General features: G+C 65.9%; 20 protein-coding genes. 18 read left to right on the top strand and 2 right to left on the bottom strand.

Annotated features, from left to right (window positions below; genetic code table 11):
• Nucleotides 1-4 precede the first annotated feature (4 nt).
• Nucleotides 5-781, bottom strand: coding sequence for a hypothetical protein (locus K8I61_20150; protein ID MBZ0274356.1), 777 nt, complete (start codon nt 779-781; stop codon nt 5-7).
• Between the two features lie 127 nt (nt 782-908).
• Between K8I61_20150 and K8I61_20145 the strand changes: the two genes are divergently transcribed.
• From K8I61_20145 to K8I61_20085, 13 genes are all read left to right on the top strand, one after another.
• Nucleotides 909-1,742, top strand: a complete 834-nt coding sequence (locus K8I61_20145; protein MBZ0274355.1) for a lysophospholipase — start codon at nt 909-911, stop codon at nt 1,740-1,742.
• Between the two features lie 100 nt (nt 1,743-1,842).
• Complete coding sequence (gene dat / locus K8I61_20140) at nt 1,843-2,709, top strand: D-amino-acid transaminase (protein MBZ0274354.1); 867 nt, start codon at nt 1,843-1,845, stop codon at nt 2,707-2,709.
• A gap of 19 nt (nt 2,710-2,728) precedes the next feature.
• Nucleotides 2,729-3,307, top strand: a complete 579-nt coding sequence (locus K8I61_20135; protein MBZ0274353.1) for a peptidylprolyl isomerase — start codon at nt 2,729-2,731, stop codon at nt 3,305-3,307.
• 7 nt (nt 3,308-3,314) lie between these two features.
• The gene (gene pyrR / locus K8I61_20130; GenBank protein MBZ0274352.1) at nt 3,315-3,872 is read left to right on the top strand and encodes a bifunctional pyr operon transcriptional regulator/uracil phosphoribosyltransferase PyrR; all 558 of its coding nucleotides are present in this window, start codon (nt 3,315-3,317) and stop codon (nt 3,870-3,872) included.
• A complete protein-coding gene (locus K8I61_20125; GenBank protein MBZ0274351.1) occupies nt 3,869-4,810 on the top strand; it encodes an aspartate carbamoyltransferase catalytic subunit in 942 nt (313 codons plus the stop codon). The genes pyrR and K8I61_20125 overlap by 4 nt, the downstream gene beginning before the upstream one ends.
• The gene (locus K8I61_20120) at nt 4,807-6,081 is read left to right on the top strand and encodes a dihydroorotase (protein MBZ0274350.1); all 1,275 of its coding nucleotides are present in this window, start codon (nt 4,807-4,809) and stop codon (nt 6,079-6,081) included. Before K8I61_20125 ends, K8I61_20120 begins: the two co-directional genes overlap by 4 nt.
• A complete protein-coding gene (locus K8I61_20115; protein ID MBZ0274349.1) occupies nt 6,078-6,719 on the top strand; it encodes a hypothetical protein in 642 nt (213 codons plus the stop codon). Before K8I61_20120 ends, K8I61_20115 begins: the two co-directional genes overlap by 4 nt.
• Nucleotides 6,720-6,759: 40 nt before the next feature.
• A complete protein-coding gene (locus K8I61_20110) occupies nt 6,760-7,581 on the top strand; it encodes a hypothetical protein (protein MBZ0274348.1) in 822 nt (273 codons plus the stop codon).
• The gene (gene recG, locus K8I61_20105; GenBank protein ID MBZ0274347.1) at nt 7,532-9,670 is read left to right on the top strand and encodes an ATP-dependent DNA helicase RecG; all 2,139 of its coding nucleotides are present in this window, start codon (nt 7,532-7,534) and stop codon (nt 9,668-9,670) included. Before K8I61_20110 ends, recG begins: the two co-directional genes overlap by 50 nt.
• Before the next feature lie 2 nt (nt 9,671-9,672).
• Nucleotides 9,673-10,551, top strand: a complete 879-nt coding sequence (gene lipA, locus K8I61_20100) for a lipoyl synthase (protein ID MBZ0274346.1) — start codon at nt 9,673-9,675, stop codon at nt 10,549-10,551.
• A 9-nt stretch (nt 10,552-10,560) separates the two neighbouring features.
• On the top strand, nt 10,561-11,871 hold the full coding sequence (locus tag K8I61_20095; protein ID MBZ0274345.1) for a homoserine dehydrogenase: 1,311 nt from the start codon (nt 10,561-10,563) through the stop codon (nt 11,869-11,871).
• Nucleotides 11,871-12,929: a threonine synthase gene (thrC, locus tag K8I61_20090; protein MBZ0274344.1), complete on the top strand. Its 1,059-nt coding sequence runs from the start codon at nt 11,871-11,873 to the stop codon at nt 12,927-12,929. The genes K8I61_20095 and thrC overlap by 1 nt, the downstream gene beginning before the upstream one ends.
• 6 nt (nt 12,930-12,935) lie before the next feature.
• Nucleotides 12,936-14,138 carry a cofactor-independent phosphoglycerate mutase gene (locus K8I61_20085; GenBank protein ID MBZ0274343.1) on the top strand — a complete coding sequence of 401 codons (1,203 nt, stop codon included), beginning with the start codon at nt 12,936-12,938 and terminating at the stop codon, nt 14,136-14,138.
• A 15-nt stretch (nt 14,139-14,153) separates the two neighbouring features.
• Here the strand turns inward: K8I61_20085 and K8I61_20080 are convergent, their stop codons facing one another.
• Complete coding sequence (locus tag K8I61_20080; GenBank protein MBZ0274342.1) at nt 14,154-15,467, bottom strand: hypothetical protein; 1,314 nt, start codon at nt 15,465-15,467, stop codon at nt 14,154-14,156.
• A gap of 92 nt (nt 15,468-15,559) precedes the next feature.
• On the opposite strand from K8I61_20080, the gene K8I61_20075 reads away from it, so the two are divergent.
• The 5 genes from K8I61_20075 (at nt 15,560) to K8I61_20055 (ending at nt 21,001) form a co-directional block, all read left to right on the top strand.
• Nucleotides 15,560-16,474, top strand: coding sequence for an LD-carboxypeptidase (locus K8I61_20075; GenBank protein MBZ0274341.1), 915 nt, complete (start codon nt 15,560-15,562; stop codon nt 16,472-16,474).
• Nucleotides 16,468-17,538 carry a beta-lactamase family protein gene (locus tag K8I61_20070; protein ID MBZ0274340.1) on the top strand — a complete coding sequence of 357 codons (1,071 nt, stop codon included), beginning with the start codon at nt 16,468-16,470 and terminating at the stop codon, nt 17,536-17,538. Before K8I61_20075 ends, K8I61_20070 begins: the two co-directional genes overlap by 7 nt.
• Nucleotides 17,538-18,932 carry a UDP-N-acetylmuramate:L-alanyl-gamma-D-glutamyl-meso-diaminopimelate ligase gene (gene mpl, locus K8I61_20065; GenBank protein MBZ0274339.1) on the top strand — a complete coding sequence of 465 codons (1,395 nt, stop codon included), beginning with the start codon at nt 17,538-17,540 and terminating at the stop codon, nt 18,930-18,932. The genes K8I61_20070 and mpl overlap by 1 nt, the downstream gene beginning before the upstream one ends.
• Nucleotides 18,929-19,930 carry a hypothetical protein gene (locus K8I61_20060; protein MBZ0274338.1) on the top strand — a complete coding sequence of 334 codons (1,002 nt, stop codon included), beginning with the start codon at nt 18,929-18,931 and terminating at the stop codon, nt 19,928-19,930. Before mpl ends, K8I61_20060 begins: the two co-directional genes overlap by 4 nt.
• An 87-nt stretch (nt 19,931-20,017) precedes the next feature.
• Nucleotides 20,018-21,001, top strand: a complete 984-nt coding sequence (locus K8I61_20055; GenBank protein MBZ0274337.1) for a serine acetyltransferase — start codon at nt 20,018-20,020, stop codon at nt 20,999-21,001.
• Nucleotides 21,002-21,018 lie beyond the last annotated feature (17 nt).

Genomic DNA, 21,018 nt, shown 5'->3' with positions numbered 1-21,018 from the left:
TCGTCTAATAGCCTTCGCGATAAGGTAGCGGCAGCTTTTCCGGCGGTACGTTGAACGCCGCGGCCATGCGTTTGCCCTCGGAAATCGTCAGCGGCTCGTAGCCGACCCACACATCGATTACCGGCACCGGGGGAGGCGCCGGCGTCGCCGGCTTTTTCGCCGCCGCCTTTTCCGGCGTCGGTGCGGGCGTCGGCCATTCGGAGGGGGGTTTCTCGTAGCGGCGTACGATGTAACCAAGCTCGCGCGTCACCGTCAGGAAGACGCGATCGAGCTGCGTCGAGTTCGTCTTGTCCGTGTGCCGTTTGACGAACCCGTCCATCACGTCGGGAAAGTTCACGGCGTTGCGGATTTCGCGATCGCCTGAATACAGGCGCACCCAATCTTCGACCGGCATCGTCGCGACAAACGCGCGCGTGGGCAGGTTGCCGCTTTCCACGGCCTCCCACGGATAACCAAGGCGGGCGAAATGCTCGACCTGCGAATCCGTTGCCTGCACCTCCCACAGGTCGAGCTCGCCGTCGCGGTCGAAATCGCGCGCGGCGTGCCGGCCGGGCGGGGGTGGCGGCGCGCCGGCTTGCGAGTCGATGGTCAGTTGCAGATAAAGCGTCACGCCGACGAGCGTCGTCGCGAGCACGAGATGGATGAGCAAGGCGCGATCCTCGCGCTGCTCCGCTTCCGCGAGGCACGCGTCGCACAGGAGTCGCCGCGGCGCGGGGAACAGGCGAAATTTTTTCGTAACGCGCCAGCTCGCCGGCTTGCCGCAAACGGAGCACTCGTTCATTCAATTCCCGTCGCGTGATGTTGCGCCATGATTTCCGCAAGTCGCATGGCGCGTCAACATGACGGAAAGCCGGGGCCTTCGCGTTGACACGCCGCGTCGGAAGATCGACGATGCGCGCGGCCAACCCATGACCACCGAAAAAACCGGCACCTTCCCCGACGCGCATGGCGTCGAAATCTTCTGGCGACGCATCGACGCGGCCGCGCCGCGTGCGGCGCTCGTCGTCTGCCACGGCCTTGGCGAGCATTCGGGGCGCTACGTCGAACTCATGAACGAGCTTGCCGTCGCCGGCGTATCGTGCCTGGCGATGGACCACAAGGGACACGGCAAGTCGGGCGGCAAGCGCGGGCACGTCAACGCCTTCGATGAGTTCACGTATAGCGTGCGTCACCTTGTCGAAACGGCCCACGCGGAATATGGCGCGCGAAAGGTCTATTTATTCGGTCACTCGATGGGCGGCGTCATCGCGGCGGATTACGCGCTGCGTTTTCCGGAGTCGATCGCGGGCCTCGTTCTCGAGGGTGCGGCGTTCAAGATCGTCGTCACGGTGCCGCGCGCCAAGGAGTTGGCGGGGCGGATCATGTCGCAGGCCTGGCCGGGGCTGACGCTCGGAAACGAGATCCCGCCCGAAGATCTTTCGCGCGATCCGAACGAGGTCGCGGCCTATGTCGCCGATCCGCTGGTCCATGACCGCATCAGCGCGCGGCTGTATACGGAAATCGTCGCGACCGCGGAACGCGCGATGGCCCGCGCGGGCGCCCTGACCATGCCGCTTCTGATCACCAACGGCGGCGACGATCCGATCGTCGATCCCGAGGGCGCTCGCGAGTTCCACGGGCGCGTTTCGTCCGCGGACAAGACGTTGACGATTCTCGACGGCATGTTGCACGAGCCGTTGCACGAAATCGACAAGGCGCGCGCCATCGCCCAGATCCGCGACTGGATCCTCACGCGGGCGTAGGGCGTGGCGGAACGGTTGCGGCCCGGCCGCAATCGGGGTAGAAGGTGGCGCTCGATCGCGGCGCGCCGCGGTCGGCTTCACCTCCAGCCCACCGGCAAGCATGAGCGAACTGGCGTACGTCAACGGCAGGTTCCTGCCCATCGACGAAGCGACCGTTTCCATCGACGACCGCGGATATCAGTTCGGCGACGGCGTTTACGAAGTCGTCTACGCCTTTGACCGCCGGCCGTTTCTGCTCGATGAGCATCTGGCGCGCCTTGCGCAGAGCCTCGACGGGCTTCGCATCCGTGGCGTCGCGATCGACGACATGCGGCGCGTCATCGAGGACCTGGCGCGGCGGGGCGATCCGCGCCGTTCGAAAATCTACCTGTCGATCACGCGCGGCGTCGCGCCCCGAAACCACATCTTTCCGGTCGATCTGATTCCCACGGTCGTTGCCACGGTCCGTCCGGCGGGCGAGCCACCGGCCGGCGCGCTTTCCGAGGGCATTTCGGCCATCACCGCGCGCGACATCCGCTGGGGCCGCTGCGATCTGAAAACCCTGAACCTGCTCGGCAACGTCATCGCGCGACAAGCGGCGGAAGAAGCCGGCGCCCAGGAGGCGATCCTCGTTTCGGATGACGGCCTGGTGCGCGAGGGGTCGAGCGCGAATGTCTTTCTGGTCATGTCCGGCGCCGTCAAGACGCATCCGTGCGACGCGCACATCCTGCCCGGCATCACGCGCAACCTCGTCGTGCGGCTCGCGCGCGAAAACGGCATCGAGGTTCGCGAGGAGGCGCCGCCGCGCGAGGATCTTTTCGCGGCGGACGAAATCTTCGTGACCGGCACCGTGGCCGAGCTTGCCGCGGTGACAAGGCTCGATGGGCGGCGGATCGGCGATGGCAAACCCGGGCCGATGACGCTACGTTTGCGTCGGCTTTACGACGAGTACGTTCAACAGTTCGTCGCGCGCGCGGCGAACCGATAAACGAAGGAGGCATGGAGGCATGCGCCGGTTACCACTCTTAGCCATCTTGGGGGTCTTTATGATGATGTCCGCGACCGAGGCGAGCGCGGCGACGTACGCGATTTTCCACACCAACCAGGGCAAATTCACCGTCAAACTTTTCGAGGACAAGGCGCCGAAGACGGTCGCGAATTTCGTCGGCCTGGCGACGGGCGCGAAGGAGTACACGGAGCCGAAATCGGGCGCCAAGAAGAAGGGCAACTTCTACGACGGCCTGATCTTCCACCGCGTCATCCCCGATTTCATGATCCAGGGCGGCGATCCGCTGGGGACCGGCACGGGCGGCCCGGGCTACAAGTTCGAGGACGAGTTTGACAAGTCGCTCTCGTTCAACAAGAAGGGCCTTCTCGCGATGGCGAACGCCGGCCCGAACACCAACGGCAGCCAGTTCTTCATCACGGTGAAGGAAACGCCGTGGCTCACCGGCAAGCACACGATCTTCGGCGAAGTGACCGAGGGTTACGACGTCGTCGAGAAGATCTCCCGGGTCAAGACGGGCTCGATGGATCGTCCGGCCGAGCCGGTCGTCATCGAAAAGCTCGAGATCAAGAAGGACTAGCGAGGCGATGGGGAACGCCGGCCAGATCGCGATGGACGCCGCGCGCGTGGAACGCACGCTGCGGCGCATGGCGAGCCAGATCGTCGAGCAATGCGGCGACGATCCGGATCGCCTCGTCCTGCTCGCGATCCCGGCCGGCGGCGTCCCGGTCACCGCGCGCCTTGCCGCCGAGATCGCGCGCGAGACGGGACGCGCGATCGCGACCGGCGTTCTCGACATCACCCTGTATCGCGACGACCTTTCGTTTTCCAAAAAGCCGCGCCTCGCCGAGACGCGGCTCGATTTCGACCTGCACGGAAAAAACGTCGTGCTCGTGGACGATGTGCTGTTCACCGGGCGTACGATCCGCGCGGCGCTCGACGCCCTTCTGGAATACGGCCGCCCGGCGGTCGTGCGCGCGGCGGTGCTCGTCGATCGCGGCCATCGCGAACTGCCGATCCGCGCCGATTTCGTCGGCGTGTGGCTCGATACGGTGCGCGACGATGATGTGACGGTAACCGTCGGCGAGACGCCGGCCGCGGACGATCTCGTCGAGATCACGCCCCACAAGGAGGCGGCGAAATGATCTGGCGGCGCAAGGATGTCGTCGGCCTCGCCGATCTGTCCGTCGAGGAAATCACGACGATCCTCGATACGGCGAACTCGTTCAAGGAGGTCAACCAGCGGGAGCGCAAGAAAGTGCCCACGCTGCGCGGCAAGACCGTCGTCAACCTGTTTTACGAGCCCTCCACGCGCACGCGTACGAGCTTTGAAATCGCGGCGAAACGCCTGTCGGCGGACACCGTGAATTTTTCCGCCAGCTCAAGCTCGATCGGCAAGGGCGAAACGCTCCTCGACACCGTGCGCAACATCGAGGCGATGCACCCGGCGATCATCGTGGTGCGTCACCCGAACGCGGGCACGCCGCATCTTCTGGCGCGCCGCGTGAAGATCGGCGTCATCAACGCCGGCGATGGCGCGCACGAGCACCCCAGCCAGGCGCTGCTCGACATGCTGATGATCCGTGACGTGAAAGGGCGTATCGACGGCCTGACCGTCGCGATCGTGGGCGATATCGTCCATTCGCGCGTCGCGCGCAGCAACATCATCGGATTGACGCGCATGGGCGCGAAGGTGCGCGTCGCGGGACCGGCCACGCTCCTGCCCGCGGAAATCGAACGTTACGGCGTGGAGTCGTATTACAACATGGACGAGGCGATCGAGGGGGCGGACGTCATCATGATGTTACGCATCCAGCTCGAGCGGCAGCGCGACGCGCTGTTTCCGAGCAAGCGCGAATACGCGCGCTTTTTCGGCCTGAACAACGAGCGGCTCGCCCGCGCGAAGCCGGACGCGATCATCATGCACCCCGGCCCGATGAACCGCGGCGTCGAGATCGCAAGCGAGGTCGCCGACTCGACGCGCAGCAAGATCCTCGACCAGGTCTCGAACGGTGTCGCGATTCGCATGGCGCTGCTGTACCTCCTCGCGGGACCGTACGGGGACGACGGGGAGGTGGCATGAAGACAATCATCCGGGGCGGGCGGGTCATCGACCCGGTCCGCGACATCGACGGCGTGCGCGATGTCATTATCGACGACGACGGAAGACTGGCCGGCGTCGAGCCGGCGGCCGATTCGCCGCGAGACGTCGAGGTCATCGACGCGACCGGCTTCCTCGTGTTGCCGGGACTCATCGATCTGCATGTGCATCTGCGCGAGCCGGGATTCGAACAAAAAGAGACGATCGCCACCGGCGCGCGCGCCGCGGTGGCCGGCGGTTTCACGGCTGTGTGCTGCATGGCGAACACGAATCCCGTCAACGACCATGTCTCGGTCACACGGCTGATTCTCGATCGCGCGCGCGAGGCGAATCTGGCGCGCGTGTATCCCCTGGGCGCGGTGACGCGGGGGCTTGCCGGCGAGGTTCTCGCCGAGATGGGCGAGTTGCGCGACGCGGGCTGCGTCGGATTCTCCGACGACGGCCGGTGCGTGATGGTAAGCAGCGTCATGCGCAACGCGCTTGTCTACGCGCGCACCTTCGACGTGCCGATCGCCGTGCACGCGATCGACGAGACGCTCGCCGGCCGCGCGGTCATGCACGAAGGCGAGCATTCCATGCGCCTCGGTCTTTCCGGCGTGCCGTCCGCGGCGGAGGATTTCATGGTCGCGCGCGATTGCGTGCTCGCGCGGCACGCGGGCGCGCGCCTGCACGTGCAGCACGTATCGACCAAGGGCGCCGTCGAGATCATTCGCGTCGCCAAGGGATACGGCGTGCGCGTCACGGCGGAGGGTACGCCGCATCACTTCACGCTGATCGACGAGGACGTGGGCGATTACGACACGTACTTCAAGATGGCGCCGCCGCTGCGTAGCGCCGAGGATCGCGAAGCGGTCATCGAAGGCCTGGCCGACGGGACGCTCGATGCCATCGCCACCGACCACGCACCGCACGAGAGCCTCGTGAAGGACTGCGAGTTCGAAAACGCGGCCAACGGGATCATCGGCCTGGAGACGGCGCTGCCGTTGTCGTGGGATCTCGTTCGCGCGGGCCGGCTCTCCGTGCGACGTTGCGTCGAATTGCTGACAAGCGGCCCGGCGCGCGCGTTCGATCTGCCGTACGGGCTGACCAAGGGCGCCCCCGCGGACATCACGATCTTCGATCCGGACGCGCGGTATGTCTTCACCGCGGATCGTATCCGTAGCCTTTCCAGGAACACGCCATTTGTCGGCCGCGACATGGTAGGCGAAGTCGTTCGGACGATTGTCGGCGGACGGACCGTTTTTACCCGATGACCCCGACACTCGCCGCGCGTCTCGAAACGCTCGCGCGTTTCGCCGACGAGAGATTTCGTCCCGAATTGACCGAGGCGCGCACGGCGTATTTTCAGGAATTCGGCGTCGGAGATTCGGTCGATCCGGCATACGAAGAGGCGCTATCCGCGTTTCTCGACTGGTTTTTGTTCGAGCGCCTCGCGCGCGAGGAAGCGGCGACCCCCGCGCGTCTTTATGTCGAGCAAATTGCGTCCGCGGGCGCAAGCGAAAACGAGGTCGAGATCTTCCGCCGCATCGCCGAGGCGCCCCGGAGCCTCTTTCAGATCCGGCGTATCCGCGAGGACGCGCTCGAATGCCGGGATCTCTTTTCGCGCGAGGACGTCGTTGTCTCCGAACCGACGCCGGCGGGGTTCTTTCGCGAGGAAATCTACGAGGCGCGCCTCATCCGATACGAAGACGCCTGGCAATTCGGAGAGCTATTGCGCTTTCATCCTCCGCGCGCGAGCCGCGTCATCGCGCGCGTCGTCAAGGGCGTCGATCGCGCCGACACGCCGGAGGCCCGCGAGATCCTGCGGGGGCTTGCCTTGTGCAAGGTGAAGACCTACCGTTTTCCGCGTATCGACGCCTACCGAATTTACAAGGAGCGTTTTCCCGACTGACGCCGCGCCGGATGGCCGGCGGCGGGAAACGGAGCGATTGATGGAAAATTTGCAGGAAATGGTCAAGGACCTGCGGGGCATCATTCACGATTGCCGCGCGGCGTTCGATAACGAGGAAAAGGAAGAAAAGGTTCAGACCCAGGTCCGCACCCGCGTCAAGGAACAGCTTACGCGCAAGGATCTGCGCCTGCCGGTCGAGATCGCGCTTGTCGAGATCCTCCACGAGTTCGACGGCTTCGATATCGCGCCGCGCGAGATCAAATCCGAGGTGCTCGAGGACGCCGAAAAACTCCTGTCGCGTATCGACATGCTCATCGAGACGGAGAGCGTCGTCACCCTGGAGCGCGTGGAATTGCCGTCTCCGCCGGCCATCATCGCCGACATGATCGAGAAGGAAGAGGCCGCCCGGCGGCGCGAGGAACGCGTGGAGCGCGAGGCGCGCCGCGCCTTGGCGACGCACGAACCCACGGAGGAAAAGGGCGAGGAACCCCGGCGTCGCCGCCGGCGCGGGCGCGATCGCGACCGCCGCGTTGACGAAGCGCGGCCTCCGGAAGCGCTGGCGGAGCCCAAGCGCGATGGCGTGGAAAAACGCACGGAAGAACGCGATCGCCGCGATCGCGATCGCCGCGAACGCAAACCGCGTGAGCGCGGGCCGCGCCCCGAGGGACCGCGTCCCGAGGGGCCGCGCGAACGCGAGGCAAGGCGGCCGAAGCCGGCCGAGAACACGCCTGCCCCCTTGGCTGCGGCGCCGGCGAGCGAGCCGGGCACGGAAGCCGAACGCACGGAACTGAAATTCCAGCGCGACGCCGCCGGTGAAAAGACCGGCCAGGGACGCCGGCGCGGACGGCGTCGCCGGAAATAGATCGAACGCCCGCCGCGTGCGTCTTTCGGACATCAAGGGCGTCGGACCGGCCATCGCGGCGAAATTGCGTGACGCCGGCTTTCAGACGCCGCAACAACTCCTGCACATCGTTCCTCGGCGCTACGTCGATTTCCGGCGCGTCGTATCCGTATCCGACCTGAACCCGGGAGAGCCCGCCGCGCTCGACGTGCTCGCCCAGGGCGTGCGCCGGTTGCGGGCCTGGCGCGGTCGCGCGTTCGCGGAGGCGATCGTCGAGGACAAAACGGGCACGCTTCGCGTGCGCCTTTTCGGACCGCCCGCGCGCGGCGCGGATGTGGCATTTCGGAAAGGGCGCCGGTTGTTTCTGTGCGGCGTTCCCGAAAACGCCGGGGATGAAATCATCCTGACGCAGCCGCGCGTCACCGCGGTGCGCGACGGCGACGGTCCGGCCAACGCAGCGCGCGTCGAGCCGATTTACCCGCCGATCGGCGATCTGCCGCCCGGGCGCGTGGCGCGGATCGTCAAGGCGGCGATCGATCTGGTTGAACGCAAGCTCGTCGATGGACTGCCGGACGACGATGCGATCTGCGCCGCGTGGCCGCCGCTTTCCGCCGCGTTGCGCGCGATTCACGATCCGCCCGCCGAGGCCGACGTCGACGCGCTGAACGCGGGTGCGTCGATCGCGCAGCGGCGGATGATTTTCGACGAACTGTTTTTTATCCAGTTGGGCCTGTTGCGCCGGCGGGCCGTGTCGATGAACGAGTCCGCGCCGCGTCTTCGCGACCGGCGCGAGCGCGAAATCGCCGCGCGCGCCGCGATGCCGTTCGCGTTGACCGCCGCGCAAGAACGCGCGCTCGAGGACATCCGCGCCGACATGCTGGCCGCGCGGCCGATGCACCGGCTCGTGCAGGGGGACGTCGGTTCGGGCAAGACCATCGTCGCGTTTTTTGCCGCGCTGCTTGCTATCGAAAACGGCATGACCGCCGCGATCATGGCGCCGACGGATATCCTCGCGCGGCAGCACGCCGAGTCGCTCTCAAAACTGACCGGCGCGTGCGGCGTTCGTCTGGCGCGGGTTGGCGCGCTTGCCCGCGGCGCGGAGCAAAAAGAGGTCCGCGAACGCATCGAGTCCGGCGAGGTCGATCTGATCGTCGGGACGCACGCCCTCATCACGAAGAGCGTCCGCATTCCGCGTCTTGGTCTTGTCGTCGTGGACGAGCAACATCGCTTCGGGGTGCGTCATCGTGGCGCGCTCGCCGCCAAGGGCGATGCTCCGCACGTGCTCGTCATGTCCGCGACGCCGATCCCCCGCAGCCTCGCCATGACGATCTACGGCGATCTGGATATCACGCTCATTCGCGAGCGCCCGCCCGGGCGCCGCCCGCCCGATACGCGGTGGATTCGCGGCGGCGAACAGGCAGCGTGGCGCCTCGTGAGCGACGAAATCGAGCGGGGCGGACGCGCGTTCATCGTTTGCCCGCTGATCGAGGAATCGGAATCGATCGCCGCGGTGTCCGCGACAAGGCGATTCGAGGCATTGCGGAAGGGGCCGCTTTCCGGTGTTCGTCTTGCGATCGTGCACGGGCGCGTTCCGCTTGCCGAACGCGAGGCGATTTTGACCGGTCTGGCCGCCGACGAGTTCGACGCCGTCGTTGCGTCCACGGTGGTGGAGGTCGGCATCGACGTGCCCCAGGCGACGATCATTGTGATCGATAACGCGGATCGTTTCGGCTTGACGCAGCTCCACCAGCTTCGCGGCCGGGTCGGGCGGGGCGACAGGCCGGGGATGTGCGTTCTTTTGACCGGAGAGACGGTGACGCCGGCCGCCGCGGAGCGTCTTGCCGCGCTAGTCGAGACGGACGACGGCTTCGTTCTTGCCGAAAAAGACTTGGCAATGCGGGGGCCGGGCGATATTCTTGGCGCGCGCCAGCACGGACTTCCGGCTTTGCGTTTTGCGTGTCTGGCCCGGGACGTGGAGATACTCGACCAGGCGCGCGGCGCGGCGCGGCGGCTTCTCCAGCGCGATCCGGATCTGGCGGCTCATCCAGGGACGGCGCGCATTCTCGCGCACCGGTGGAGTTCCCGGCTCGAGCTGGAAACCTTTGGATAACGATGATCAAGCACCAAAACCAGCGTCTTCCGGATTGGGCCAAATCGTCGGTGCGGGAGCTTTCCGCACCGCACGCCATGAAAACGCGGCTGCGGCGCCTTGACCTGAACACCGTCTGCGAAAGCGCGCGCTGTCCGAACATCAACGAATGTTTCAGGAAGCAAACCGCCACGGTGATGATCATGGGTGACCTATGCACGCGGCACTGCTCGTTTTGCGCGGTCCCGCATGACGCGCCGGCGGCGCTCGACGGGCGCGAACCGGAAAACGTCGCGAATCTGGCGGATGAGGTCGATCTGCGCCACATCGTCATCACCTCGGTCGCGCGGGACGACCTGCCCGACGAGGGCGCGGCGCATTTTGCGGCGTGCGTCCAAGCGGTGAAACGCCGCCGGCCGCATACCGTCGTCGAAATCCTCACGCCCGATTTCCACGGGCGCGACGACTGCCTCGACACCGTCGCGGCGTCGCCGTACGACGTCTTCAATCACAACATCGAGACCGTCGCGCGCCTGCAGCGGCGCGTGCGCCCGGCCGCGGCGTACCAACGCTCCCTCGCTGTGCTGGCCGCGATGAAACGGCGCCGCCCCGACACGCTCGTCAAGAGCGGCCTGATGGTCGGCCTTGGCGAAACGGACGAGGAAGTGTTCGGCCTTTTGCGCGATCTTCGCGCGAACGGCGCGGACGCGCTCACGATCGGCCAGTACCTTCGCCCCCGCGCGACGAACGCCCCCGTCGCGCGCTACGTCGAGCCGGCGGCATTTGAGGCCTACGCATCGGCCGCGCGCGAGCTGGGATTTGCCTTTGTCGCCTCCGGGCCGCTCGTGCGTTCGAGTTACATGGCCGAGGAACTGGTGCGTCCCGCCGTGCGCGGCGCGTAAGGGGAAACCGTGCAGACGATCCGGATCGGCCTGGTCGGCATCGGAACCGTCGGCGCGTCGGTCGTCGCGATCCTGCGCGATCTCGAGGCCGAGTTGCTTCGCCGCGCCGACGCGCGCATCGAGATCGCGCGCTACGCTTCGCGCCGCAAGGATCGCTGGGAAGAACTCGGTCTGGATCCGGCGCGGGGAACGACCGATCCGCTCGCCGTGGCATCCGATCCGGATGTCGATGTCGTCATCGAGGTGATGGGCGGCGTCGAGACCGCGCGCGAGGTCGTCCTCGCCGCCCTCGCGGCGGGCAAGGACGTCGTCACCGCGAATAAGGCGCTTTTGGCGGGGCACGGCGATGAAATTTTCGACGCGGCCGACCGCGCGGGGCGCATGATCGGTTTCGAGGCGAGCGTTTGCGGGGGAATCCCGGTGATCCACGTGCTCAAACGGAGCCTCGCCTCCGAGCGCATCCGCCGCCTCGTTGGGATCGTCAACGGCACCTGCAATTTCGTTCTCTCGGAGATGGCCGAGGCGGGCGGCGATTTCGCCGGCGCGCTCGCCGAGGCGCAGCGGCGCGGATTTGCCGAAGCCGATCCGACGCTCGACATCTCCGGCGCGGATTCGGCGCATAAACTCGCATTGCTGTCGATTCTCGCCTGGGGCGTGCGCCTTTCGCATACGTCGATTGCGTTGCAGGGGATCGAGGCGATCTCGGACGTCGACGTCGCATTTGCGGCGGAACTCGGGATGACGCCAAAACTCCTCGCGATCGCCAGGCGAAACGACGACGGGCGCTACGCGCTTTTTGTCGGTCCGTGCCTCGTGCCGGCGCGATCCCTCATCGGGCGCGTGCGCGGTTCGCTGAACGCGGTGCTCATCGAAGGCGAACATCTCGGGCCGTTCATCATGACCGGCGCGGGCGCGGGAGGCATGCCGACCGCGAACTCCGTCGTCTCCGACGTCATCGAGATCGCGCGGGCGCGCGCCGGGGGCGTCGCGATGCGTCACCCGACGGGGTTTCCCGAAGACAAACGGCTTGAGCCGGAACTGGTGCCGTTCGCCGAACAGGAAGAAGAATTTTATCTGCGCTTTTCGGTGCCCGATCAGCCCGGCGTGCTCGCGGGAATTTCGACGGCGCTCTCCGAACGCGGCATCAGCATCGCGCAGGTGATCCAGCATGGACGCAGCGTCGGACAAACCGTACCGCTCATGATCCTGACGCATGAGGCGCGACGCGGCGACGTCGCCGAGGCGATCCATGCGATCGACGCCATGCCGTTCATCAAGGACAAGGCCGTTATCATGAACGTCATCAAAGAGGTGCCGTGATGTCGTGGCCGGGGGTCGTGCGCGCGTTTTTCGACGAGCTTCCGCTTGAACGCGAGGAGAACATCGTCACGTTGCTCGAGGGCAACACGCCGCTTCTCGAGGCGCATGCGGTCGCCCGGCGCATCGGCGGCAAGGCCCGCGTGTTCTGCAAGCTCGAGGGCATGAACCCCACGGGCTCGTTCAAGGACCGCGGCATGACGATGGCGATCAGCAAGGCGAAAGAAGACGGCGCGCGCGCGGTGATCTGCGCCAGCACGGGCAATACGTCCGCCGCCGCCGCCGCGTATGCCGCCGCCGCGGGCATGACCTGCTACGTCATCATCCCCGAGGGGAAGATCGCGCTTGGCAAACTCGCCCAGGCGATGATGCATGGCGCGCGCGTGTTGCAGATCAAGGGCAACTTCGACGAGGCGCTACGGCTCGTGAAGGACGTGACAAGCGATCACCCCGTCACCGTCGTCAACTCAATCAACCCGTATCGCCTGCAAGGGCAGAAGACCGCGGCCTTCGAGGTCATTCAGGCGCTCGGCGACGCGCCGAAATATCACTTCATCCCCGTCGGCAACGCGGGCAACATCACGGCCTACTGGATGGGTTACACCGCGTGGTTCGAAAACGGCCGCGCAACGCGCCGCCCGCGCATGTTTGGCTTCGAGGCGGCGGGATCCGCGCCGATCGTGCTCGGCCACGTCGTGGAGAATCCCGAAACGATCGCGACGGCGATCCGCATCGGCAATCCCGCAAGCTGGCGTGAGGCCGAGGCCGCGCGGGACGAATCCGGCGGCGCGATCGACTGCGTGACGGACGGGGAGATCACCGAGGCCTACCGATTTCTCGCCGCGAACGACGGCATCTTCTGCGAGCCGGCGTCCGCGGCGTCGATCGCGGGATTGTTCAAACACGCGCCGAGGCTACCGCTTGCCGAAGGCGATATCGTCGTCTGCACGCTGACCGGCCACGGCCTCAAGGACCCTGACCACGCGATCCGCGTCAGCGATCCTCCCGTGAAAGTCGACTCCACGCGCGACGCCGTGTTGGCCGCGATGGGACTGGATTGAAACGACATGAAGTACGCGATTCTGCTTGGCGACGGTATGGCCGATCTCCCGCACGAGGCGTTCGGCGGACGAACGGTTCTCGAGGCGGCCCGGACGCCCGCGATGGACCTGCTTGCCGCGCGCGGCGAACTGGGGCTCGTCAACACCGTCACCGCCGGACTGCCGCCCGGCTCGGACGTCACCAACCTCGCGATCCTTGGCGTCGACCCGGCGACGCACTACACGGGACGCTCGCCGCTCGAAGCCGCGAGCATCGGCGTGGCGCTTGGGCCGGACGATACGTGCCTGCGCTGCAATCTCGTATCGCTTTCGAGCGGACCGGAAGGCGACGCCATGGACGATTACTCCGCGGGCCACATCGCGACAAACGACGCGCGCCCGCTCATCGAAGCGCTCGACCGGCATTTTCGCGAACGCGGCCTGCGGTTTTTTCCGGGAAAGAGCTACCGCCATCTGGCGGTGATGGCCGGGCTCGATCCGTCGATCAAGACCACGCCGCCCCACGACATCGCGGGAAAGCCGATCGCGCCGTATCTGCCCAAAGGTGAGGGCGCGGATTTTTTACGCGAGGTGATGGAAGCGTCGCGCGCGTTGTTTCGCGAACATCCCGTTAACCGCGCACTCGCCGTCCCCGCGACGCAGGCCTGGTTCTGGGGGCTTGGCCGCGCGCCGAAGTTGCCGGCGTTTCGAGAAAGCACCGGCCTTTCCGGCGCGATGGTCTCCGCCGTCGATCTTTTGCGCGGCATCGCGACCTATATGGGCATGGAGGTCATCAACGTCCCCGGCGCGACGGGCTACCTCGATACGAACTACGAGGGCAAGGTCGAGGCTGCCAAACGTTTTCTGGCTAGCGGCGGTGATTTCGTCTTCGTGCATCTGGAGGCGCCCGACGAATGCGGTCATAACGGCGTGCCCGAGGACAAGAGGCGCGCGATCGAGGATTTCGACGCGCGCGTCGTCGGGCCGATGGTTGATTATCTCGAGGAGCAAGGCGCGTACCGCGTGCTCGTCATGCCCGACCACGCGACGCCTCTGGCCCACCGAACGCACACGACGGATCCGGTGCCGTTCATCCTCGCGTCAAACGACGACGTGGCCGCGGTGCGTTCGGGCGGCTATTCCGAGCGCGCCGGGAAGGCGACGGGCGTCACGTATCCGAACGCGATGCAGCTTTTCGCGCGGCTCGTCGGCAATTCCCCCGGCGCGTAGGTCGTCTGGCCTCAATCAGCGGATCCCCAAAAACGGATTCGACGTGTACGTCCGGGAAAACGGGTGCGGCATCGTGAGATGACTTGCGATGACGTGCGCCGGCCAGAAAAACCACTCGCCCGCGCGTACGTCCTCGTCGTCGGGGTCGTCAAAAGCCCAAAGCGGACGGCCGCCGCGAGTTTTCGGGCGGCGGCCGACGATAGACTCCGGATACTCGCAACCCGTGTCCATGCGAAACGTCGAGGCGAATACGCCGCGCTCGCCGACAAATCCGCGCAGCTTCCAGATCGATTCGATAATCGAGACGAGCTTGTACGTCGCATTGCGGTCGTTGGCGCTTTCCGGCTCCGACGCCGATTTCGCCGCGCGATACACGACGCCGTCGCCGCCGGGGAAGTCCGCGTCGCGATCGCCGAGATATTCGCCGGCGATCCACTCCGACGTTATGAGCGCGCCATGATCACCGGCGGAAATGAAGATGCGCGCGTGCGTGTGATCTTCCACGAGTACGCGACCGTCGATGTCCTCGGAGCCCGCGCCCACGTCCTCGCGCCCGGCGTATTGCAGAAATTCGCCGTGGTAATACGTCTCCACGACTTCCGGCGGGCCGGGTTCGGGTGAACGGCTCGCCACGACGAGCACCGCGCCCATATCGTTGGCCGGTTGCGCGGGAGAGGCCGCCGCGAGAATCCCGTAGCTCACCGGATGAAAATACGCGTAGTGGATAAAGACGTGCGTCGCCGTCTCGGAAACGCCGTAATACACGGCGCCGACGAGCGGGAACGCCTGCAAATTTTCGCGATTGTCGGTCGGGTCGATGTTGCCGTCGAAATCGATCGAGGTCAGAAAGTCCTCCCGCGGGCGCCGGCCGGTGTCCTGATAAAAAACGGGCGCGTATCGGCGCGCCAAGTCGCGAGCCCGGTCCGTTTCGGTTTCCGGCGCCTCGAGCGAGCACGGCTCCACGATCGAAAAACGCGCGACGCGGGGAATCGCGAATCGTTCGACTGACGCGCGGCACACCGCCTCGCGCGCTCCCGGCTCCGGCTCGACGATGAATTGGTGAAGCCCCGGCGAGTGCGTCGCCCGATCGTCAACGACGCGCGCCCCGCGGCACGCCAGGCGCACGCGGCCCGCCTCCCGCACGCGCTCGCCGTCGCTTCCGCGAACGTCGACCACGACGTCGTTGCGCGCGCCGGGGTAGCCGATCACCACGCGCCGCATCGCGGCAAGGCGCGTAAGCGCGGGATCGAACGGCGGCGGACCGGCGGCTTCGCGCGAACATGCGGAAAGCGAAAAAACGATCAAGGCGGCGGCGAGAGCGGCGCGCATGCGGCGACGTTACGCGGTCGCGCCCGAATGGCAAGACGCCCGCGCGGGCGCCGTGATTGTTCGCGCGCGCGTCGACGCTTATGATCCGCGCCATGGATCGGCCCCCGGGAAAAGGACGCGCCCTCAAATCGGGCGATCGCGTGCGCGTCATCGCGCCGTCGAGCCGTTTTTCGCGCGACGCATTCGAAGGCGGAATCCGGAAGCTTGCCGCGTGGGGCCTGACGCCCGTCTATCGCGACGATATCTTCGATGAGGATCGGCATCTCGCCGGCGTCGACGCGCGCCGCGTAGACGAATTGCGCGAGGCGCTTGCCGATCCCGATGCGCGTGCCGTGTTCTGCGTTCGCGGCGGCGGCGGCGTGATGCGTCTTTTTGCCGCTGGCGTTGACGACGTGTTGGGCGCGGCGCGCGCGCCCATCGTCGGCTTTTCCGACAATTCGGCCCTGATCTGGCGCGCGTTCGCGCTCGGTGGCGCGCCCGGAATCCATGCGCCGATGATCGCGGGCCGCACGTTTCGCGAAGCGGGGGAGGCGGCCGACGCGTGGTTTCGCCGCCTGCTTTTTGACGCTTCCGCGCCCGGGCTCGTGCCGGGATTCAACGCGCGAACGGTCGTTTCCGGACGCGCGTCGGGCGTGCTCGCCCCCATCAACCTCACCATGCTGATCCACCTGCTCGCGGCGGATATGTTTGCGCTTCGGGCGCCGGTCATTCTCGTGCTCGAGGATGTCTTCGAGCCGCCGTATCGCGTCGATCGCATGATGGCGACGCTTGTCTCGCGCGGCGCCCTCGACAACGTCGCGGGGATCGCACTTGGCGATTTCGGCGATCGCCACCGCGACGAAATCGACGACATCCTCGCCGAGTGGTGCCTTCGGATCGGCCTTCCTTCGGTCGCCGGTGCGCCGGTCGGCCACGGCGCGATCAATCTGCCGCTGCCCGTGGGGGTCGCGGCGACGCTCGACGCCGATGCCGGCACGCTCACCATTCACGAGTCGCCCCTATGCTGACGCGCGCCCTGGCAATCGCGGAAAAGGCCGTCGCCGACCGCGCGTTTCCCGGCGGGCAAATCGCGGTTTTCCTGAACGGCGAAAACGCGCACGCGGCGTTTGGTCACACCTCGTGGGAAGCCGGCGCGCCCGTCGATGGCGCGACGCTCTACGACGTCGCCAGCGTCACAAAAATCGCCGTCACCGCCTCCCTCGCGATGATCACCGTGGCAAGCGGGAAATTGCGACTGACCGATCGTGCGGGGGACTTCGTCCACGGAATCGCCGATGACCGCCTCGCACGCGCGACGGTCGAGCAGCTTTTGACGCACAGTTCCGGGCTGCCCGCGTGGAAACCGCTTTTTCGCGGCGTTCCCGCGCGCGATGTCGCCACGCCCGCCGGGCGCGCGCGGATGCTGGAGTTGCTCAAGAAGGCGGCGCTTGAATATCCGCCCGGCGAGGGCGCGATCTACTCCGATCTCGACATGATGTTACTTGGACATATCCTCGAGACGATTTTCGAATCGACGCTCGACCGCCTGGCGCGCGAGCGCGTGTTCGTGCCGCTTGAGATCGACGAGCTTGTGTTTCGCCCCGCTGACGAACATCCGGATGCCGTCTGCGCGCCGACCGAGCACTGCCGCTGGCGGGGACGAATTCTTACGGGCGTGGTCGACGACGAAAACACTTACGCCGCCGGCGGCGTCCTCGGGCAAGCCGGCCTGTTCGCGACCGCGCGAGCGCTTGCCCGGCTCGGCGAGGCGTATCTCGCGGCGAGAAAAGGCGAGGGCGTCCTGTTTGATCCGGATATCGCCGCGCGGTTCACGTCGCGCGCGTTCCCCGATACCGAACGATCCTTTTGCCTCGGTTTCGACGGTAAGAGCCCGCGCGGATCCCGTTTGCCGGACGGCGTCGGTCCAAAGGCGTTCGGCCACTGGGGGTTCACCGGCGCGGGCCTTTGGATCGATCCGGATCGCGACGCGGTCGTTGCTCTTCTGACCAATCGCGTCCATCCGACGCGCGATAACGACCGCATCAATCACTGGCGGCCGCGCATCATCGACGCGGCCGTCGCGGGCGCCTGATGCACGTGCACCTTGTCGCCATCTGTGGAACCGGCATGGGCGCGCTCGCGGCGCTTCTGACCGAAGCCGGCCACCGGGTGACGGGCAGCGACCAGAATGTCTATCCGCCGATGTCCACGTTTCTCGCCGCAAAGGGCATTGACGTGAAGTTAGGCTACCGTGCCGAAAATCTTTTGCCGCGCCCGGACCTTGTCGTCATCGGCAACGCGATCCGGCGCGAAAATCCGGAGGCGGTCGCCGCGATCGAGGCGGGCCTTCCGTATCTCAGTTTTCCCGGCGCCCTGCGGCGGTTTTTTATTTCGGACAAGACGACGATCGCCATCTGCGGAACGCACGGCAAGACCACGACGACCGCGCTTGCGGCGTGGGTCATGACGCACGCCGGGCTTGATCCCTCGTTTCTCGTCGGCGGGCTGGGCCTCAATTTCGACGCGCCGGTTCGCCTGGGCGCGGGCGCGCATTTCGTCGTCGAGGGCGACGAATACGACACCGCGTTTTTCGACAAGGTCCCGAAGTTTTTGCGCTATGAGCCGAAGGTCGCGGTGATCTCCAACATCGAATTTGATCACGCGGACATTTATCCGGACCTCGACGCCATCCTCGCCGCGTTCGAGCAATTGGTCCGCGCGATGCCCGGCGACGGCTTGATCATCGCCGGAATCGACGATGCGAATGTTCGCCGCGTCATCGTGCCCGCGAAGGCGCGCGTGCTATCGTTCGGTTTTGACGAACACGCCGACATCCGCGCCCGGACGATTTCGCCGCACGAAAACGGTGTCGATTTCATTATCGAAACCGCCGAACGCAGCCAGCCCGTGCGCCTCCCCATGTTCGGCGAGCACAACGTGCGCAATGCTCTCGCGGCGTACGCGGTCGCGCGGCATGCGGGCGTCGAGCCGACCGCGTTTGCCGCCGCGATCGAGGATTTTCGCGGCGTGCGCCGGCGCCTGGAGATCCGCGGCGAGGCCGCGGGCGTGACCGTCATCGACGATTTCGGCCATCATCCGACAGCGATCGCGACGACGCTTGCCGGCCTTCGCTCGCGCTTCGCGAACCGGCGCGTCGTGGCGCTCTACGAACCGAGGACGAACACGAGCCGGCGGAATTTCTTTCAGGACGCTTACGCCCGGGCTTTCGCCGGCGCGGACGCGGTTGTCATCGCCCCGGTTTACGAAGCCGCGGCGATCCCGGAAGATGAACGCTTCGATTCCGCGCGCCTTCGCGACGATCTTGCCGAAAGGGGCATCGACGCGCGCGTGGCGACGGATTACGAAGAAACGTTGACGGCGGCGCTCGACGTTCTGGGCGTGGGCGATGTCGCCGTTTTGTTTAGCAACGGCGGATTCGGCGGCCTGCACGAGAGGCTTCTTGCGGCGTTGCGCGGGCGAAAATGAGGGATCTCGTACCGATCGAAACGGTGGTCAAGGATCGACCTTCGCTGATCGTCTGTCCGGCGACGGACGACGGCGTGGCGTGCTCGGTCATCCTGAACCGGCGACTTCCGAACATCATCAACACGCTTTTTCTGCCCGAGTTTTCGGTCGCGGACATTTTCGAATATCCGATTTTCAGGAACCGCGCGCCGAACGTCCATCTGCATATCGCGGGATTTTCGTTTCAGGAACCATTCCGCCGTTTTTTCAACGGTCACAAGCTTGAATACATCACCTGGTATTCGCACCACTTTTGGTCGCGCGATGCGTTTGACGACGTGATCGCCGCGGGCGTCGACCTGTATTCGGACACGCGCCTGGGGTCGAGCGCGGAATTGGTGCTGCGCAAGCTTCGCATCCGCGAGCGCGTGTCGCAGGAAATCGGACGCAACCTGACGCACGGGCGCCGGCCGGAGTCGGAATACTGGCGGCGCTGGTTTTACGCGAGCCTCGCCTCGCGCGGCGACCTGTACGGGATCCGCCTTGTGTTCGAAGCGCTTTACAAACGCGGCGCCAAGAACGCCGAGCCGAGTGAGGCGGTCGTCGAGGCGGGGCAGGAGGTGTACGAGCGTTTGTACGAACAACTCGAGAGCGCGAGCCTTTTCCGCTTTCCGATCGACGACGGCCGAATGTTTGGCGTCGTCCTCGGAATCCCGCCGTCAATCCTGCCGTATTACCGCACGGCCTGCGGGATCGCGTTCGAACTGCTCGGTGCCTCGCTTGCGCTCATCATGGTCGATGGCGGCGAGCAGATCGTCGTGTACCGCAGCCACCTGGCCTCGCGCGAACTTCCCACGCGTCTTCTCGGGCGGATCATCGATCGCGTTTTCGAGCGCCCCGTCGCGCGGCTGTTCGACCGAAACACCCTCGTGCTGACGCCGCATCCGTGGAACTTGACGCGCGCCGCGGAGATGATGTGTCTGGGTTTCGGCGACCGGCGGCATTTCGCGCCGACCTGACCGCGACAATCGGCGCGGCGCCGATTATGATGATCGGCGAAACCGCGGGGGCGGGGCCAGGTCGAAAACCCGCCCGGGGAGAACACGATGGCCAAGAACGAAAAACGCGTCGCCGGCGCCGCCAAGCGCGTGGAGTCGAGCCTTGCGGCCCGGCGCGAGATTCCGCTGATTGTCAATCGCATCCTCGAAAGCTTCGACGAGCCAAACTCGATGGCGCACCTGGACAAGCCGTCGATGCCGGCCGAGCCGGCCGTGGTGCGCGCGCTCGAGCTTTTGCAGTCGGTGCTCTTTCCCGGCTACATCGGGCGCTACGAGATCGAAAGCCACAACCTCATCTATTACATCGGCGAGCTGACCATCAAGATTTTCGACGAACTGTCACGCCAGCTTGAATTCGCCTATCAGAATCACGAGCCGTCGGGTGACGCGGTGGACTTCCGCGAGCGCGGGCGGCGCACGGCCCTGGCGTTCCTCGAAAAAATTCCGCGTATCCGCCGTTTGTTGTCGACGGACGTCATCGCGGCGCACAGCGGCGACCCCGCCGCGAAAAACTACGACGAGATCATCTTCTGCTATCCCGGCCTGAAGGCGGTGATGATCTATCGCATCGCGCATGAATTGCACAAGCTCGGCGTGCCGTTCATTCCGCGAATCATGACCGAATACGCCCACCGCGACACCGGCATCGACATCCACCCGGGCGCGACGATCGGCGAGGGATTTTTTATCGATCACGGCACCGGCGTCGTGATCGGCGAGACCACCGTCATCGGCCGGCACGTGCAGATCTATCAGGGCGTCACGCTCGGCGCGCTGCGTTTTCACAAGGATGAGCACGGCAACGTCGTCCGCGAGCAAAAGCGTCATCCGACGATCGAGGACAACGTCACCATTTACGCCCAGGCGACGATCCTGGGCGGAAAGACCGTCATCGGCGAGGGATCGATCATCGGCGGCAACGTCTGGTTGACAAACTCTGTTCCGCCGTTTTCCGTCGTGCAACTGGAAACGGCCAAGGTCACGCTGCGGAAAAACGTCGAACGGATGCAGACGCTCGATTACAGCATTTAACGACGCGAAAAATTTCG

This window comes from bacterium (genome assembly GCA_019912885.1).
In the GTDB taxonomy this organism is placed as follows: Bacteria; Lernaellota; Lernaellaia; order JACKCT01; family JACKCT01; genus JAIOHV01.
Note: the sequence above shows the minus strand (reverse complement) of the source record. Positions and strands in the feature narration are given on the sequence as shown.